Origin of the sequence: Variovorax sp. J22P240 (assembly GCF_030316855.1) — a bacterium.
Classification (GTDB): Bacteria; Pseudomonadota; Gammaproteobacteria; order Burkholderiales; family Burkholderiaceae_C; genus Variovorax.
The window spans coordinates 153,744-168,747 of record NZ_JASZYR010000005.1; the positions used below are offsets into that span (position 1 = coordinate 153,744).

At 63.1% G+C, this 15,004-nt stretch carries 21 protein-coding genes and 1 tRNA gene; 16 read left to right on the forward strand and 6 right to left on the reverse strand.

The genetic code is table 11. From position 1 onward, the window contains the following. The first annotated feature begins 1 nt into the window (after position 1). The 16 genes from rpsN (at position 2) to QTI24_RS15645 (ending at position 7,828) form a co-directional block, all read left to right on the forward strand. Positions 2–307, forward strand: coding sequence for a 30S ribosomal protein S14 (gene rpsN / locus QTI24_RS15570; protein WP_038118843.1), 306 nt, complete (start codon positions 2–4; stop codon positions 305–307). Between the two features lie 20 nt (positions 308–327). After that, positions 328–723, forward strand: a complete 396-nt coding sequence (gene rpsH / locus QTI24_RS15575) for a 30S ribosomal protein S8 (protein ID WP_286601600.1) — start codon at positions 328–330, stop codon at positions 721–723. A gap of 24 nt (positions 724–747) precedes the next feature. Beyond that, positions 748–1,281, forward strand: coding sequence for a 50S ribosomal protein L6 (rplF, locus tag QTI24_RS15580; RefSeq protein ID WP_286601601.1), 534 nt, complete (start codon positions 748–750; stop codon positions 1,279–1,281). 14 nt (positions 1,282–1,295) lie between these two features. Continuing rightward, on the forward strand, positions 1,296–1,661 hold the full coding sequence (rplR, locus tag QTI24_RS15585) for a 50S ribosomal protein L18 (protein ID WP_286569831.1): 366 nt from the start codon (positions 1,296–1,298) through the stop codon (positions 1,659–1,661). 18 nt (positions 1,662–1,679) lie between these two features. Continuing rightward, entirely contained in the window at positions 1,680–2,198 is a 519-nt protein-coding gene (gene rpsE / locus QTI24_RS15590) for a 30S ribosomal protein S5 (protein ID WP_028250822.1), read from the forward strand. A 15-nt stretch (positions 2,199–2,213) separates the two neighbouring features. Beyond that, positions 2,214–2,399, forward strand: coding sequence for a 50S ribosomal protein L30 (gene rpmD / locus QTI24_RS15595; protein WP_009124818.1), 186 nt, complete (start codon positions 2,214–2,216; stop codon positions 2,397–2,399). 24 nt (positions 2,400–2,423) lie between these two features. Continuing rightward, a complete protein-coding gene (rplO, locus tag QTI24_RS15600; protein WP_286601602.1) occupies positions 2,424–2,855 on the forward strand; it encodes a 50S ribosomal protein L15 in 432 nt (143 codons plus the stop codon). A 29-nt stretch (positions 2,856–2,884) separates the two neighbouring features. After that, complete coding sequence (secY, locus tag QTI24_RS15605) at positions 2,885–4,195, forward strand: preprotein translocase subunit SecY (RefSeq protein WP_286601603.1); 1,311 nt, start codon at positions 2,885–2,887, stop codon at positions 4,193–4,195. Positions 4,196–4,201: 6 nt separating this feature from the next. Next, entirely contained in the window at positions 4,202–4,420 is a 219-nt protein-coding gene (infA, locus tag QTI24_RS15610) for a translation initiation factor IF-1 (protein WP_286601604.1), read from the forward strand. A gap of 33 nt (positions 4,421–4,453) precedes the next feature. Then, positions 4,454–4,567: a 50S ribosomal protein L36 gene (gene rpmJ / locus QTI24_RS15615; RefSeq protein ID WP_038201958.1), complete on the forward strand. Its 114-nt coding sequence runs from the start codon at positions 4,454–4,456 to the stop codon at positions 4,565–4,567. Between the two features lie 24 nt (positions 4,568–4,591). Next, positions 4,592–4,957 carry a 30S ribosomal protein S13 gene (rpsM, locus tag QTI24_RS15620; RefSeq protein WP_019653977.1) on the forward strand — a complete coding sequence of 122 codons (366 nt, stop codon included), beginning with the start codon at positions 4,592–4,594 and terminating at the stop codon, positions 4,955–4,957. A gap of 12 nt (positions 4,958–4,969) precedes the next feature. After that, complete coding sequence (gene rpsK / locus QTI24_RS15625; RefSeq protein ID WP_286601606.1) at positions 4,970–5,374, forward strand: 30S ribosomal protein S11; 405 nt, start codon at positions 4,970–4,972, stop codon at positions 5,372–5,374. Between the two features lie 130 nt (positions 5,375–5,504). After that, a complete protein-coding gene (gene rpsD / locus QTI24_RS15630; protein WP_126838170.1) occupies positions 5,505–6,128 on the forward strand; it encodes a 30S ribosomal protein S4 in 624 nt (207 codons plus the stop codon). A 130-nt stretch (positions 6,129–6,258) separates the two neighbouring features. After that, positions 6,259–7,248, forward strand: coding sequence for a DNA-directed RNA polymerase subunit alpha (locus QTI24_RS15635; protein ID WP_028250818.1), 990 nt, complete (start codon positions 6,259–6,261; stop codon positions 7,246–7,248). 83 nt (positions 7,249–7,331) lie between these two features. After that, entirely contained in the window at positions 7,332–7,733 is a 402-nt protein-coding gene (gene rplQ, locus QTI24_RS15640; RefSeq protein ID WP_286601607.1) for a 50S ribosomal protein L17, read from the forward strand. An 18-nt stretch (positions 7,734–7,751) separates the two neighbouring features. Continuing rightward, positions 7,752–7,828 (forward strand) — tRNA-Met (locus QTI24_RS15645). A gap of 185 nt (positions 7,829–8,013) precedes the next feature. On the opposite strand, the gene QTI24_RS15650 is transcribed toward QTI24_RS15645, so the two are convergent. The 6 genes from QTI24_RS15650 to QTI24_RS15675 are packed head-to-tail and all read right to left on the reverse strand — an operon-like array spanning position 8,014 to position 14,899. Further along, complete coding sequence (locus QTI24_RS15650) at positions 8,014–8,406, reverse strand: RidA family protein (RefSeq protein ID WP_286601608.1); 393 nt, start codon at positions 8,404–8,406, stop codon at positions 8,014–8,016. After that, complete coding sequence (locus QTI24_RS15655; protein ID WP_286601610.1) at positions 8,403–10,022, reverse strand: AMP-binding protein; 1,620 nt, start codon at positions 10,020–10,022, stop codon at positions 8,403–8,405. Before QTI24_RS15655 ends, QTI24_RS15650 begins: the two co-directional genes overlap by 4 nt. Next, positions 10,019–11,212 carry an acyl-CoA dehydrogenase family protein gene (locus QTI24_RS15660; RefSeq protein ID WP_286601611.1) on the reverse strand — a complete coding sequence of 398 codons (1,194 nt, stop codon included), beginning with the start codon at positions 11,210–11,212 and terminating at the stop codon, positions 10,019–10,021. The genes QTI24_RS15655 and QTI24_RS15660 overlap by 4 nt, the downstream gene beginning before the upstream one ends. Before the next feature lie 3 nt (positions 11,213–11,215). Continuing rightward, on the reverse strand, positions 11,216–12,070 hold the full coding sequence (locus QTI24_RS15665) for an enoyl-CoA hydratase family protein (protein ID WP_286601612.1): 855 nt from the start codon (positions 12,068–12,070) through the stop codon (positions 11,216–11,218). Next, a complete protein-coding gene (locus QTI24_RS15670; RefSeq protein ID WP_286601614.1) occupies positions 12,067–12,540 on the reverse strand; it encodes a MarR family winged helix-turn-helix transcriptional regulator in 474 nt (157 codons plus the stop codon). Before QTI24_RS15670 ends, QTI24_RS15665 begins: the two co-directional genes overlap by 4 nt. A 1-nt stretch (position 12,541) precedes the next feature. Next, a complete protein-coding gene (locus QTI24_RS15675; protein ID WP_286601615.1) occupies positions 12,542–14,899 on the reverse strand; it encodes a bifunctional salicylyl-CoA 5-hydroxylase/oxidoreductase in 2,358 nt (785 codons plus the stop codon). Positions 14,900–15,004 lie beyond the last annotated feature (105 nt).

Sequence of the window (15,004 nt, forward strand, 5' to 3'; positions counted from 1 at the left end):
TGTGGCTAAAGCATCTTTGATCCAGCGCGAACTCAAGCGCGACAACCTGGTTGCCAAGTACGCGGCGAAGCACGCGGAACTCAAGGCGATCGCCAACGACGCCAAGAAGAGCGACGAAGAGCGCGCAGCTGCCCGCCTGGGCCTGCAGAAGCTCCCGCGTAACGCCAACCCGACGCGCCAACGCAACCGTTGCGAAATCACCGGTCGTCCGCGTGGCACCTTCCGTCAATTCGGTCTGGCCCGCGCCAAGATCCGCGAACTGGCTTTCAACGGCGACATCCCCGGTGTCACCAAGGCCAGCTGGTAAGCCAGGCAGGAGCAAACAACATGAGCATGAGTGATCCCATTGCCGACCTGCTGACGCGTATCCGTAACGCGCAGATGGTGGCGAAGCCCACCGTGTCGGTCCCGTCTTCCAAGGTGAAGATCGCGATCGCACAGGTGTTGAAGGACGAGGGCTACATCGACGGCTTCAAGGTCAAGACCGAAGCTGGCAAGAGCGAACTCGAAATCTCGCTGAAGTACTACGCTGGCCGTCCGGTCATCGAGCGCATCGAGCGCGTGAGCCGTCCTGGCCTGCGCGTCTACAAGGGCAGCACTGCCATTCCGCAAGTCCAGAACGGACTCGGCGTTGCCATCGTCACGACCCCCAAGGGCGTGATGACCGACCGCAAGGCGCGCGCTACCGGTGTCGGTGGTGAAGTGCTGTGCTACGTCGCCTAACCGAGACATCGAGGAGTAACTGAAATGTCCCGAGTAGGAAAAATGCCGGTCGCCATCCCCGCAGGCGTGGATGTGTCGATCAAGGAAGACCAGATCAGCGTCAAGGGCACGGGCGGCACGCTCAGCCTGCAGCGCAATGCGCTGGTCAAGGTCGTCAGCAATGACGGCAAGCTGAACTTCGAACCCGCCAACGAGTCGCGTGAAGCGAATGCCATGAGCGGCACGATCCGTCAGCTGGTGAACAACATGGTTGTCGGCGTGACCAAGGGCTTCGAGAAAAAGCTCAACCTCGTCGGCGTGGGCTACAAGGCCGCCGCTCAAGGCGCCAAGCTCAACCTGCAAGTCGGTTATTCGCATCCGGTCAACATCGACATGCCGCAGGGCATCACGGTGTCAACCCCGACGCCGACCGAAATCCTGATCAAGGGTGCCGATCGCCAACGCGTCGGCCAGATCGCCGCCGAGATCCGCGCTGTTCGTCCGCCTGAGCCTTACAAGGGCAAGGGCATCAAGTACTCGGACGAGAAGATCGTGATCAAAGAGACCAAGAAGAAATAAGGGGCAGCAAAATGATGTTGACCAAAAAAGCACAGCGTCTTCGCCGCTCGCGCCAGACCCGTATCCGCATTGCGACGCAAGGCGTGGCGCGTCTGACGGTGAATCGCACCAATCTGCACATCTACGCCACCGTCATTTCCGACGACGGCTCCAAGGTGATTGCCACCGCTTCGACGGCCGAAGCCGAAGTGCGCTCCGCGCTGGGTGGTTCCGGCAAGGGCGGCAACACCGCTGCGGCAACCGCCATCGGCAAGCGCATCGCTGAAAAGGCGAAGGCTGCCGGCGTCGAGAAGGTCGCTTTCGATCGCGCAGGTTTCGCATACCACGGTCGCGTCAAGGCGCTGGCCGATGCCGCTCGCGAAGCTGGCCTGCAGTTCTAACCGGACACGAGATTCAAAATGGCAAAGATTCAGGCAAGAACGCAGAACGAAGGCCCCGAAGACGGTTTGCGCGAGAAGATGATCGCGATCAACCGCGTCACCAAGGTGGTGAAGGGTGGTCGTATCCTCGGTTTCGCAGCACTCACCGTGGTGGGTGACGGCGACGGTCGCGTCGGCATGGGCAAGGGCAAGTCGAAGGAAGTGCCCGCCGCAGTGCAGAAGGCGATGGAAGAAGCACGTCGCAACCTGGCGAAGATTTCGATCAAGAACGGTACGCTGCATCACCGCGTGACGGGCCATCACGGCGCCGCCTCGGTGGTCATGATCCCGGCCCCGAAGGGTACCGGCATCATCGCCGGCGGCCCGATGCGCGCCGTGTTCGAAGTGATGGGCATCACCGACATCGTGGCCAAGAGCCATGGTTCGTCGAACCCGTACAACATGGTTCGCGCCACGCTCGACGGGTTGAAGAACTCGACGACGGCATCCGAAGTGGCTGCCAAGCGTGGTCTGACCGTCGAAGAACTCTTCGCCTAAACCGGGAGTATCGAGATGACGACGCAACAACAAACCCTCAAGGTGCAGCTGGTCAAGAGCCCGATCGGCACCAAGGAATCGCATCGCGCCACCGTGCGCGGTCTGGGTCTGCGCAAGCTCAATAGCGTGAGCGAACTGCAGGACACGCCCGCGGTGCGCGGCATGATCAACAAGATCAGTTATCTGGTCAAAGTGCTCTAAACAGAGTCGCTGAGAGAGACGTATATGGAACTCAATGGCATCAAGCCGGCAGCCGGCGCCAAGCACGCCAAGCGCCGCGTCGGCCGTGGTATCGGCTCCGGCCTCGGCAAGACCGCGGGTCGCGGTCACAAAGGTCAGAAGTCGCGTGCAGGCGGTTTCCACAAGGTCGGCTTCGAAGGCGGTCAAATGCCGCTGCAGCGTCGCCTGCCGAAGCGTGGCTTCAAGTCGCACCTGCTCAAGTACAACGCCGAAGTGACGCTCGCTTCGCTCGAACAGCTCGGCCTGGCCGAAGTCGATGTGCTGGCGCTCAAGCAAGCTGGCCTGGTAGGCCAGATCGCCAAGGTGGTGAAGGTCATCAAGTCGGGTGAGCTCACCAAGGCCGTCAAGCTGACGGGCATCGGCGCGACCGCCGGTGCCAAGGCTGCGATCGAGGCCGCTGGCGGCAGCGTCGCCTAAACAAGCACACGGACTGAAAGAAGTACTTCGTGGCAACCAACGCGGCAACGCTCGCAAAAACAGGCAAGTTCGGTGACCTGCGTCGCCGGCTCGTCTTTTTGCTGCTCGCGCTCGTGGTCTATCGCATCGGGGCTCACATTCCGGTGCCGGGCATCAATCCGGACCAACTCGCGCAGCTGTTTCAAGGCCAGCAGGGCGGCATCCTGAGCCTGTTCAACATGTTCTCGGGCGGCGCCCTGTCGCGCTTCACCGTGTTCGCGTTGGGCATCATGCCGTACATCTCCGCGTCGATCATCATGCAACTGATGACGTACGTGGTTCCGACCTTCGAGCAATTGAAGAAGGAAGGCGAGGCGGGTCGTCGCAAGATCACGCAGTACACCCGCTACGGCACGTTGGCGCTGGCCCTGTTCCAGTCGTTCAGCATCGCTGTGGCGCTCGAGTCGTCGGCTGGCTTGGTGATTTCGCCCGGTTTCGGCTTCCGCATCACGGCCATGGTCAGCCTCACCGCTGGCTCGATGTTCCTGATGTGGCTCGGCGAGCAGATCACCGAGCGTGGTCTTGGCAACGGCATCTCGATCCTGATCTTCGCGGGTATCGCTGCCGGCTTGCCGGGTGCGATCGGTGGCTTGCTGGAACTGGTGCGCACCGGTGCCATGAACGTGCTCGTGGCTCTGTTCATCGTTGCCGTGGTGGTGCTGGTGACCTATTTCGTGGTGTTCGTCGAACGCGGACAGCGCAAGATTCTCGTGAATTATGCGCGGCGTCAGGTAGGCAACAAGGTCTATGGTGGCCAGTCCTCGCACCTGCCGCTGAAGCTGAACATGGCTGGGGTGATCCCGCCGATCTTTGCGTCGTCGATCATCCTGCTGCCGACCACCGTCGTGGGCTGGTTCAGCACCGGCGAGAGCATGCGCTGGATCAGGGACGTCGCGAGCGCGCTACGCCCAGGTCAGCCGATCTACGTGCTGCTGTACGCCGCTGCGATCGTGTTCTTCTGCTTCTTCTACACGGCGCTCGTGTTCAACAGTCGCGAAACGGCCGACAACCTGAAGAAGAGCGGTGCGTTCATTCCGGGCATTCGCCCGGGTGACCAGACAGCGCGCTATATCGACAAGATCCTGGTTCGCCTGACGTTGGCCGGCGCGGTGTACATCACCTTCGTTTGCCTGCTGCCCGAGTTCCTGATCCTCAAATACAACGTGCCGTTCTATTTCGGCGGCACCTCCCTGTTGATCATCGTGGTTGTCACGATGGACTTCATGGCCCAGGTACAGAACTACATGATGTCTCAGCAGTACGAGTCGCTGCTAAAGAAAGCCAATTTCAAGACTTCGTAGGTGTAGATGTCGAAAGACGATGTCATCCAGATGCTGGGTGAGGTTCTCGAGAACCTTCCCAACGCAACGTTCCGGGTGAAGCTGGAAAATGGCCACATCGTCCTTGGACATATTTCTGGAAAGATGCGGATGCACTACATCCGGATCCTTCCTGGTGACAAAGTCACCGTTGAGTTGACGCCCTACGACTTGAGCCGGGCGCGCATTGTGTTTCGGGCGAAATGAGTCGCCGGGTTGAAAGAGTTTTAGGAGAATGAAATGAGAGTTTCGGCTTCGGTCAAAACCATTTGCCGTAATTGCAAGATCATCCGCCGCAAGGGTGTGGTGCGTGTGATCTGTACCGACCCGCGCCACAAGCAGCGCCAGGGTTGATTGAACGAGTATTAGAGGACGCACATGGCACGTATTGCTGGCATCAACATTCCGCCGCACAAGCACGCTGAAATCGGCCTGACCGCCATTTTCGGCATCGGTCGCACCCGCGCCCGCAAGATCTGCGAAGCGAGCGGCATCGAGTATTCGAAGAAGATCAAAGATCTGACCGACGCCGATCTGGAGAAGATCCGCGACCAGATCGCGCTCTTCACCATCGAAGGTGACCTGCGTCGCGAAACGACGATGAACATCAAGCGCTTGATGGACATCGGTTGCTATCGCGGCTTCCGTCACCGTCGCGGCCTGCCGATGCGCGGCCAGCGTACGCGCACCAATGCTCGCACTCGCAAGGGTCCGCGCAAGGCAGCGCAGTCCCTGAAGAAATAAGGATAGACCAGCATGGCTAAAGCTCCTGCCAACAACGCGGCACAACGCGTTCGCAAGAAGGTTCGCAAGAACGTTGCGGACGGCATTGCACACGTGCACGCTTCGTTCAACAACACGATCATCACGATCACCGACCGCCAGGGCAATGCCTTGTCGTGGGCGTCTTCGGGTGGTCAGGGCTTCAAGGGCTCGCGCAAGTCGACGCCGTTCGCTGCGCAGGTCGCCTCTGAAGTCGCCGGTCGCACTGCGGTCGAGCAAGGCATCAAGAACCTCGACGTCGAGATCAAGGGCCCTGGTCCTGGTCGCGAATCGTCGGTGCGCGCTCTGGCCGCGCTCGGCATCCGGATCAACTCCATTGCCGACGTGACCCCGGTGCCGCACAACGGCTGCCGTCCGCAAAAGCGTCGTCGCATCTAAGTCGAAGACGCTCGGCGCAGCCCGCTTCACAGCGGCTGCGCATTTTGTTTTCTCAACAAGCCCACCGCTGTCGGCACGCCGCTGACGGCTCCCGCACCCAAGTGCGGTAGATGACACAAAGGAAGATCAAGTGGCACGCTATCTCGGCCCCAAGGCCAAACTCTCCCGCCGCGAAGGCACCGACCTGTTCCTGAAGAGCGCCCGTCGTTCGATCCAGGACAAGGCCAAGTTCGACTCCAAGCCCGGCCAGCACGGCCGTACCTCGGGTCAGCGCACGTCCGACTTCGGCCTGCAACTGCGTGAAAAGCAGAAGGTCAAGCGCATGTACGGCGTGCTTGAGAAGCAGTTCCGCCGTTACTTCGAGGAAGCTGATCGCCGCCGTGGCAATACCGGCGCGAACCTGCTGTTCATCCTCGAATCGCGCCTGGACAACGTCGTGTATCGCATGGGATTCGGTTCGACTCGCGCTGAAGCACGCCAGCTGGTGTCTCACAAGGCCATCACGGTGAACGGTCAGTCGGTCAACATCCCGTCGTACCTGGTGAAGACCGGCGACGTGATCGCCGTGCGCGACAAGTCGAAGAAGCAGACCCGCATCGCCGAGGCGCTTCAACTGGCCCAGCAAGTCGGCATCCCGGCTTGGGTCGAAGTGAATGCCGACAAGGCCGAAGGCACCTTCAAGAAGGTTCCTGATCGCGACGAATTCGCAGCCGACATCAACGAATCGCTGATCGTCGAACTCTATTCGCGTTGATTTTTCAGCTCGCGCTTCCGGGTGCGGGCCGATATTTTTGTTCACGTTCCTGCTCCGCACCTTGCTGCGGGTCAGGTGCTTCACCAGCCTTACCGGTGTAACGAGCCGGGGGTATTGAGAGGAAGTCTGCATGCAAACCACCCTGCTGAAACCCAAGACCATCCAGGTCGAGCAACTCGCGGCCAACAAGGCCAAGGTGACGCTCGAGCCGTTCGAGCGCGGCTACGGCCACACGCTCGGCAATGCACTGCGTCGCGTCCTGCTGTCGTCGATGGTCGGCTATTCGGCCACCGAAGTCACGATCGCCGGCGTGCTGCACGAGTACTCGTCGATCGATGGTGTGCAGGAAGATGTCGTCAACATTCTGCTGAATCTCAAGGGCGTGGTGTTCAAGCTCCACAACCGCGATGAAGTCACGCTGAGCCTGCGCAAGGACGGCGAAGGTGCCGTCACGGCATCGGACATCCAGACGCCGCACGACGTCGAGATCATCAATCCCGACCACGTGATTGCCCACCTGTCGCAAGGCGGCAAGCTGGACATGCAGATCAAGGTCGAAAAAGGTCGCGGCTACGTCCCCGGCACGATGCGGCGCTATGCGGACGAGCCGACGAAGTCGATCGGCCGTATCGTGCTGGATGCTTCGTTCTCACCCGTCAAGCGCGTGAGCTACACGGTCGAAAGCGCTCGCGTCGAGCAGCGCACCGACCTGGACAAGCTGCTGGTGGAAATCGAAACCAACGGCGCGATCACGGCTGAAGACGCGGTCCGCGCATCGGCTAAAATCCTGGTCGAGCAACTGGCTGTGTTCGCGCAACTCGAAGGTGGCGAACTTGCAGCGTTCGACGCACCGGCACCGCGCAGCGCCCAACAGTTCGATCCGATCCTGCTGCGCCCGGTCGACGAACTCGAACTCACGGTCCGTTCGGCGAACTGCCTGAAGGCTGAGAACATTTACTACATCGGTGACCTGATCCAGCGCACCGAAAATGAGCTGCTCAAGACTCCGAACCTGGGTCGCAAGTCGCTCAACGAAATCAAGGAAGTGCTTGCTTCGCGCGGCCTGACCTTGGGCATGAAGCTTGAAAGCTGGCCGCCGGCCGGCCTCGACAAGCGTTGATTTTTTAGCGGCTCACGAGGGCCGCAGTGCAACGGGCAGTACCTGACACGGCTGCCTGTTTTTATAAAGTAAAGGAAAGCACCATGCGTCACGGACACGGACTCCGCAAACTCAACCGCACCAGCTCGCACCGCCTCGCGATGCTGCAGAACATGATGAACTCGCTCATCGAGCACGAAGTCATCAAGACCACGGTCCCCAAGGCCAAGGAACTGCGCCGCGTCATCGAACCGATGATCACGCTGGCCAAGAAGCCCACGGTCGCCAACAAGCGCCTCGCATTCGACCGCCTGCGCGACCGCGACAGCGTCGTGAAGCTCTTCGGCGAACTCGGCCCGCGCTACCAGGCACGTCCTGGCGGCTACACGCGCATCCTGAAAATGGGTTTCCGCGTGGGCGACAACGCGCCGATGGCTCTGGTCGAACTGGTCGATCGTCCTGAAGTGACTGAAATTTCTGCCGACGAGCAAAACGCCGCAGAATAAGCTATAATTCCATCTTGCCGCGCGATGGAGCAGCCTGGTAGCTCGTTGGGCTCATAACCCAAAGGTCGCAAGTTCAAATCTTGCTCGCGCAACCAAATTCACGGCGATAAAAAGTCGTCGATAAGAAAAGCCCACTTCGGTGGGCTTTTTCTTTTTCCGGACCAGATTCCGGCGATCGGGCTTTTAGACCAGAAATGCCACGGATCCGGCTCTGCCGGTCCGCAGGAGTTGCCCCCTGCAAGGGGGGCGCAGCGACACGAAGTGCGCGAAGCCTTGGGGGTTAGGGGATGACCGCCGTGACCTCGATCTCGACCTTGGCGCGCGATTCCACCAGCGCCGCCACCTGCACACAGGTCATGGCTGGGAAGTTCTTTCCCATGGCCACACGGTAGACCGGGCCGAGTTCGCGGAGGCGGCGGTTGTATTCGTCGCGATCCACGACGTACCACGTCATGCGGACCATGTGCTCGGGCCCGGCGCCGGCTTCATGCAGCACTTCGACGATGTTTCGCAGGGCCTGGCCCGTCTGTTCGATGAAATCATCGGATTCGAACTGCTGCTGCCCATTCCAACCGATCTGTCCTCCGACGAACACCATCGTGCCGCGAGCTGCAACGCCGTTTGCATAGCCCTTCGGGGGCATCCAGCCAGGGGGCTGCAAGAATTTCATCATGTCAATTGCCTCAGTTTGAATCGTTGGAGTTTCCCGGTCTCGGTGCGCGGCAGGGTCGCCACGAATGCAACTTCCCGGGGGTATTTGAACGGGGCGATGGTCGCCTTGACGTGGTCCTGCAGGGCCTTGACCATCGCGGCGTCGCCTGTATGGCCGGGCTTGAGCACGCAGAACGCCTTGACGATCATTCCGCGGTCTTCATCTGGCTTGCCGATCACGCCGCATTCGGCGACAGCCGGGTGCTTCAGGAGCGCATCCTCGACCTCCGGGCCGCCGACGTTGTAGCCCGCCGTGACGATCATGTCGTCGGCTCGCGACTGGTAGAAGAAATAGCCGTCCTCGTCCTCGACGAACGCATCGCCGGGGTAGTTCCACCCGTTCCGAACGTAGTCGGCCTGCCTGGGATCGTCGAGGTAGCGGCAACCGACGGGCCCGATGATGGCCAGCCTGCCGACCGTGCCACGGGGCACCTCGTTGCCCTCGTCGTCCACGATCTTCGCGGTAAAGCCTGGCACGGCCTTGCCGACCGCGCCGCGCCGGACGTCTTCGCCGGCCGCCGAAATGTAGATATGGAACACCTCGGTCCCGCCAATGCCATCCAGCATTTCGATCCCGGTGGCCTGCTTCCAGAGCTGCCGTGTCGCATCAGGCAAGGCTTCGCCGGCGCTCACGCTGATGCGCAGGCCCGGCACGCCAGCCGCCTTGGCGAACGCGGCCATCTGCCGGTAGAACGTGGGCGCGGTGTAGCAGATGGTGGCGCCGATATCGCGAATCACGTCCACCATGGTCTCCGGCGTGTACGGGGCGTTGTGAAAGTACACCGAGGCACCGGCCCACATCGGAAAGATCAGCAGGCCGCCGAGCCCGAAGGTGAACGCCAGCGGTGGCGAACCGATCACGATGTCGTCGCTGCGTGCCTGCAGGACATGGCGCGGCCAGGTCTGGCACATCGCGAGCACGTCGCGGTGCGTCGTCACCGGCGCCTTGGGCTTGCCAGTGGTGCCGGAGGTAAAGGCCAGCAGTGCGATGTCGTCGGCCGCCGTCAGGCAGGCCTTGAAGGCGCCGCTCTTGGTGGCCGCGCGTGCCTCCAGTGTGTCGGACGCATCTGGCCGGTTGAACGCCAGGATCGTCGTGAGCACTGGATGCGCCTGTTGCGCCGTCTGCAACTCGTCGAGCAGCTTGCCCTCGCACAGTGCAACGACCGGCTGCGACTTCTCGATGATGTCGCCCAACTCCTTGGCGCGCAGCAGCGGCATCGTGGCGACCGCGATCAGGCCGGCTTTGACCACCGCGAGCCACGCCAGCGCCATCGCGACCGAGTTGCCGCCGCGCAGCAGCACGCGGTTGCCGGGAACGAGACCCAGGTCTTCGGTCAGCACCTGGGCGATGAGGTCGACTTCCACCGCGGCCTCGGTGTAGGTGAGCGTTCGACTCGGCGAGCGCAGCATCGGCTTGTCGGCGAAGCCCTTCGACAGGGCCTTGTCGAGCAATTCCTCCACCAGGTTCAACTGGTCCGGTAGCTGGAGCTCAGGCAGGTCGTACCGGAAGATCGGTAGCTGATCCGCCGGCGGCAGCCGGTCATGCACGAAGCGATCGATCTGCGCACTTGGGGTCATTTGTTCCTCAGGACGGCCTTGCCAATGATCAGTTGCTGGACCTCCGTTGCGCCTTCGTAGATGCGCAACGAACGGATGTCGCGGTAGAGGCTCTCGACCTTCGTGCCCACCTTCACGCCGAGGCCGCCGTGCATCTGCAGCGCCATGTCGATCACGCGGCTTGCGTTCTCTGTGGCGCACATCTTGGCCATGGCGGCGGCTGCCGTGAGGTCGCCGACGGCAGGCTCGCCGCGTCGTTCGCTGTCGTCGCGCATCCAGGCCGCGCGGTAGGTGAGCAGCGCGGCGCTATCGATCAGTGCGGCCATCTCGCCGAGCTTGGCTTGCGTGAGCTGGAAGTCCGCCAGCGTCTGGCCGAACATCTTGCGCTTCTGGGCGTGCTGGATGGCTTCGGACAACGCCCGCCGGGCCATGCCGAGCGCAGCGCCGGCGACGGAGGCTCGGAAGATGTCGAGCGTACGCATCGCCAGCTTGAAGCCGCCGTTCAACTCGCCCAGCTGTGCGCTGCGCGGCACGGTGCAGCCGTCGAAGCGCAAGGTGGCCAGGGGGTGCGGCGCCATCACCTCGATGTGGCCCGAGGTGTCGAGTCCCGGTGTCTTCGCGTCGACGATGAACGCGGTGATCCCGCGCGACCCGGCCGTCGGATCGGTCTTGGCGAAGACGCAGTAGAAGTCGGCGATGCCGCCATTGCTGATCCAGGTTTTCTCGCCCGTCAGGCGCCAACCGTCGGCAGTGGCTTCGGCGCGCATCGCCATCGCACCGACGTCCGAGCCCGCATCGGGTTCGCTGAGCGCGAAAGCGGCGATCTTCTCGCCGCGGCCCACCGGCGCGAGGTAGTCGGCATGCTGTGCGGAGGTGCCGGCCAGCGTGATGGCTCCGCTGCCCAGGCCCTGCATCGCGAACGCGAAGTCCGCCAGCGGCGAGTGAAACGCGAGCGTCTCGCGCAGGAGCACCAGGGCGCGCGAATCAAGCCGGTCCAGCGCACCGCCGGATGCGGCCGGCACGCAATAACGCAGCCAGCCGCCCTGGCCGAGCCGCCGGACCCAGTCGCGGCAAGCGGCACGATCGTCGCGCTCGTCCACGGACTGCGCGGCGGCCCAGGGCAGCAGGTCGCGTGCGAGCGCGCGATGCGCGTCGTCGAAGAAGGGCAGCGCAAGATGCGCCGTGGAGGGGTCGACAGCAGATGCGGCCATGGATCAGTCCCCCTCGAACACGGGCTTGCGCTTGGCAGCGAAGGCTTCGTAGGCGCGCTTGAAGTCCTCGGTCTGCATGCAAATGGCCTGCGCTTGCGCTTCGGCCTCGATGGCCTGGTCGATGGTCATCGACCATTCCTGCGACAGCATGGTCTTGGTCATGCCGTGCGCAAAGCTCGGGCCTTCCGCGAGATCGCGCGCGGTCGCGGTGGCGGCGGCCAGCAGCGCATCGCTCTCGTGCAGCGCGTTGAAGAAGCCCCAGGCGTGGCCTTCCTGGGCCGTCATGGCGCGGCCGGTGAAGAGCAGCTCGGACGCACGGCCCTGGCCGATCATGCGGGGCAGGAGCGCACAGGCGCCCATGTCGGCCCCCGCGAGCCCGACACGCGTGAACAGGAATGCGGTGCGCGTCGCAGGCGTTCCGTAGCGAATGTCGCAGGCCAGCGCGATCATCGCGCCGGCACCGGCGCAGACGCCGTCGATCGCGCCCACGATGGGCTGCGGGCAATGACGGATCGCCTTCACCAGGTCGCCCGTCATGCGCGTGAATTCCAGCAACTCGGGCATGCGCATGCGGGTGAGGGGGCCGATGATTTCATGCACGTCGCCGCCCGAGCAGAAGTTGCCGCCCGCGCCCGTGACGACGATCGCCTTCACGTCGGTGGCGAAGCTCAGCGCGCGAAACAGGTCGCGCAGCTCGGCGTACGAATCGAAGGTCAGCGGGTTCTTGCGCTCGGGCCGATTCAGCGTGATGGTGCCGACGCCAGCGTCGAAGGACCACGAGAAATGCTCGGCCACATATGCGGCCTTGGGTTCGAACTGCGCGCGCATGGGGCTGTCCGCGCCGATGTAGTGCTTCATAGAGTCTCCGCCGTTTGATGTGAGTGTTGTTTGACCTTGCCGAGCAGCTTGTGCAACTGGGCGATTTCCTTCGGGTTCAGCGCCGAGAACGCATCGCAGATCCACGCCTCGTGCTGCTGCGCCATCTCGTTGAAAAGCTTGCGGCCGCGCGCCGTGAGGCGCACGCGCCAAGCGCGACGGTCGCCTGCGACATCCACTCGCTCCACGAGACCTTCCGTCACCAGTTGGTCGGTGATGCCGGTGACGTTGCCGCCGGTGACCATCATCCGCCGCGACAACTCGTTCATCTTCATTCCGTCGGGAGAGCGCTCCAGCTGCGACATGAGGTCGAAGCGGGGCAGGGTGGTGGCGAATTGCTCGCGCAATTCGTTTCGGACCTGTTTCTCGATCAACTGGGTGCAGGTCAGGAGGCGCAGCCAGAGCCGGAGTTCGTCAGGGTGTTCGCTGTGGGCCCGTGCTTCGAGGTCCATGCTATTGCTCCTCTTCGGGGACGCGCGGCGCCGCTGCCAGGGCTGCCGCGAGTTGCTGCTGCTTGGCGATCTCGCGGTACATCTGGTCGCGGCCGCTCAGGTATTGCTTGGGCCAGTCGACGTCGCGGTTCTGCAGCTTGGCAGCCTCGTGCAGCGTCCACGCCGGGTCGGCCAGGTGCGGGCGCGCGATGGCGCAGAGGTCGGCGCGCCCGGCCGCGATGATGCTGTTGGCCTGGTCGGCATCAGTGATGGCGCCGACCGCGATCGTGGAGATGCCGACCTCGTTGCGGATGCGATCCGCAAACGGTGTCTGGTACATGCGCCCGTAGACCGGCTTCGCTGCGCGAGTGGTCTGGCCGGACGACACGTCGATGAAGTCGCAGCCTGCGTCCTTGAAGGCGCGCGCCACCACCACCGCATCGGCATCGGTATTGCCGCCCGGTGCCCAGTCGTGAGCCGAGATGCGCACGCTCATCGGCCGGTCCGCGGGCCACACCGCACGCATCGCGCGGAAGACTTCGAGCGGATAGCGGCAGCGGTTCTCGATGTCGCCGCCGTATTCGTCGGTGCGCAGGTTGGTCAGCGGGCTGATGAAGGACGACAGCAGATAGCCGTGCGCGCAGTGCACTTCGAGCCAGTCGAAACCGGCCTCGGCGGCGCGCCGGGTGGATTCGACGAACTGCTCGCGCATGCGGTCCATGTCGGCGCGCGTCATCTGCGCGGGCAGCTGGTTCTGCTCTCCATAGGCCAGCGCGCTGGCGGCCAGCAGCGGCCAGTTGCCTTCCGGCAGCGGCTCGTCCGTGCCTTCCCAGCCGACCTGCGTCGAGCCTTTCGGACCGCTGTGGCCGAGCTGCATGCCGATCTTTGCACTCGACTGCGAGTGAACGAAATCGACGATGCGCTTGAAGGCTGCGGACTGCGCGTCGTTGTAGAGCCCGGTGCAGGCCGGCGAGATGCGGCCTTCGGGCGTCGGGCTGGTCATTTCCACGAAGACCATGCCCGCGCCGCCGAGAGCGCGTGCACCGAGGTGCACGAGCAGGAAGTCCTGCGGAACGCCGTCGACTGCGCTGTAGGTCGCCATCGGCGACACGACGATGCGGTTCTTGAGCGTCAACCCGCGCACGGTGAGCGGCATCAGCATCGGAGGCAGGGTCTTGCCGCCCGACAGCCACTGCTCGTAGCCGCCCAGCCATTCGGTATCGCGCAAGCGCAGGTTCTCGTGGCTGATGCGCTGCGATCGCGTGAGCAGCGAATAGGCGAACTGCTCGATCTCCATGCCGGTGTAGCGCGGCACGTTCTCGAACCACTCGGTCGAGTTGCGCGCAGCGTTCTGGATCTTCAGCACCTCGACGCTGCGGCGCGCCTCGTAGGCCTCCAGCACGTGGTCGATGTCACCGCCGGTGGCGAATTCGTTGGCCAGGTCGATCGCATCCTCGAGCGCGAGCTTGGTGCCCGAGCCGATCGAGAAATGCGCGGTGTGCGCCGCGTCGCCCATCAGCACGACCGGCACGGTCTTGCCGTTGACGCTGACTCGGTGCGTCCAGTGCTTGCAGACGACGCGCGGAAAGCGGATCCAGTTGGCCGAGCCGCGCAGGTGCGTGGCGTTGCTGATGAGCGAATGGCCGTCCAGGTATTTCGCGAAGAGCTTTTCACAGAAGGCGATGGCTTCCGGCTGCTCCATCTTGTCGAGGCCGTGCGCCTGCCAGACTTCTTCAGGCGTTTCGACGATGAAGGTCGACGTCTTGTCGTCGAACTGGTAGGCGTGGGCCTGGAACCAGCCGTGCTCGGTCTTCTCGAAGGCGAAGGTGAAGGCGTCGAAGGTCTGGTTCGTGCCGAGCCAGACGAAGCGGCATTGCCGCAGGTCGACGTCGGGCTCGAACACCTCCGCGTAGCGTTGGCGGATGCGGCTGTTGAGGCCGTCGCTGGCGATCACGAGATCAGCGTTGTACTGCTCGGCCAGCGCCTGGTCGTCCGTGGCGTCGGTTTCGAACACCAGCTTGACGCCGAGCGCCAGGCACCGCTCCTGCAGGATGTTCAGCAGCCGTTTGCGCCCGATGCCGCAGAAGCCGTGGCCGCCGGAGCGTACCTGCCGGCCCTTGAAGAACACCTGGATATCGTCCCAGTGGTGGAACTCCCGGCCGATCAGGGCGGCAGTGTCGGGGTCGGCCGCGGCCAGGTTGGCCAGCGTCTGGTCGCTGAGCACCACGCCCCAGCCGAAGGTGTCGAAGGGGCGGTTGCGCTCGATCACCGTGATTTCGAGGCCCGGCTGGCGGGCTTTCATCAGCAGACTGAAGTACAGGCCCGCGGGGCCTCCGCCGATGCACAGGACACGCTGAAGGTTCGGGGTGAAGCTATTCATGGATAAATAGTTTAGACATAAACGATCTGATGTCAACCCGGGCGACTCCCTGGGTACTCGTAGAGGCACCCCAGTTGACGGGGGCTCTCCACGGTGGCAAAAATG

Excerpts from the sequence above, each read along its gene's own strand:
- rpsM (WP_019653977.1), top strand. The coding sequence starts at position 4,592 with ATGGCACGTATTGCTGGCATCAACATTCCGCCGCACAAGCACGCTGAA.
- QTI24_RS15675 (WP_286601615.1), bottom strand. The coding sequence starts at position 14,899 with ATGAATAGCTTCACCCCGAACCTTCAGCGTGTCCTGTGCATCGGCGGA.
- rpsH (WP_286601600.1), top strand. The coding sequence starts at position 328 with ATGAGCATGAGTGATCCCATTGCCGACCTGCTGACGCGTATCCGTAAC.
- rplR (WP_286569831.1), top strand. The coding sequence starts at position 1,296 with ATGTTGACCAAAAAAGCACAGCGTCTTCGCCGCTCGCGCCAGACCCGT.
- QTI24_RS15665 (WP_286601612.1), bottom strand. The coding sequence starts at position 12,070 with ATGAAGCACTACATCGGCGCGGACAGCCCCATGCGCGCGCAGTTCGAA.
- infA (WP_286601604.1), top strand. The coding sequence starts at position 4,202 with ATGTCGAAAGACGATGTCATCCAGATGCTGGGTGAGGTTCTCGAGAAC.
- rpsK (WP_286601606.1), top strand. The coding sequence starts at position 4,970 with ATGGCTAAAGCTCCTGCCAACAACGCGGCACAACGCGTTCGCAAGAAG.
- QTI24_RS15655 (WP_286601610.1), bottom strand. The coding sequence starts at position 10,022 with ATGACCCCAAGTGCGCAGATCGATCGCTTCGTGCATGACCGGCTGCCG.
- QTI24_RS15670 (WP_286601614.1), bottom strand. The coding sequence starts at position 12,540 with ATGGACCTCGAAGCACGGGCCCACAGCGAACACCCTGACGAACTCCGG.
- rplO (WP_286601602.1), top strand. The coding sequence starts at position 2,424 with ATGGAACTCAATGGCATCAAGCCGGCAGCCGGCGCCAAGCACGCCAAG.
- rpmD (WP_009124818.1), top strand. The coding sequence starts at position 2,214 with ATGACGACGCAACAACAAACCCTCAAGGTGCAGCTGGTCAAGAGCCCG.
- QTI24_RS15635 (WP_028250818.1), top strand. The coding sequence starts at position 6,259 with ATGCAAACCACCCTGCTGAAACCCAAGACCATCCAGGTCGAGCAACTC.
- QTI24_RS15660 (WP_286601611.1), bottom strand. The coding sequence starts at position 11,212 with ATGGCCGCATCTGCTGTCGACCCCTCCACGGCGCATCTTGCGCTGCCC.
- rplQ (WP_286601607.1), top strand. The coding sequence starts at position 7,332 with ATGCGTCACGGACACGGACTCCGCAAACTCAACCGCACCAGCTCGCAC.
- rpsE (WP_028250822.1), top strand. The coding sequence starts at position 1,680 with ATGGCAAAGATTCAGGCAAGAACGCAGAACGAAGGCCCCGAAGACGGT.
- QTI24_RS15650 (WP_286601608.1), bottom strand. The coding sequence starts at position 8,406 with ATGATGAAATTCTTGCAGCCCCCTGGCTGGATGCCCCCGAAGGGCTAT.
- rplF (WP_286601601.1), top strand. The coding sequence starts at position 748 with ATGTCCCGAGTAGGAAAAATGCCGGTCGCCATCCCCGCAGGCGTGGAT.
- rpmJ (WP_038201958.1), top strand. The coding sequence starts at position 4,454 with ATGAGAGTTTCGGCTTCGGTCAAAACCATTTGCCGTAATTGCAAGATC.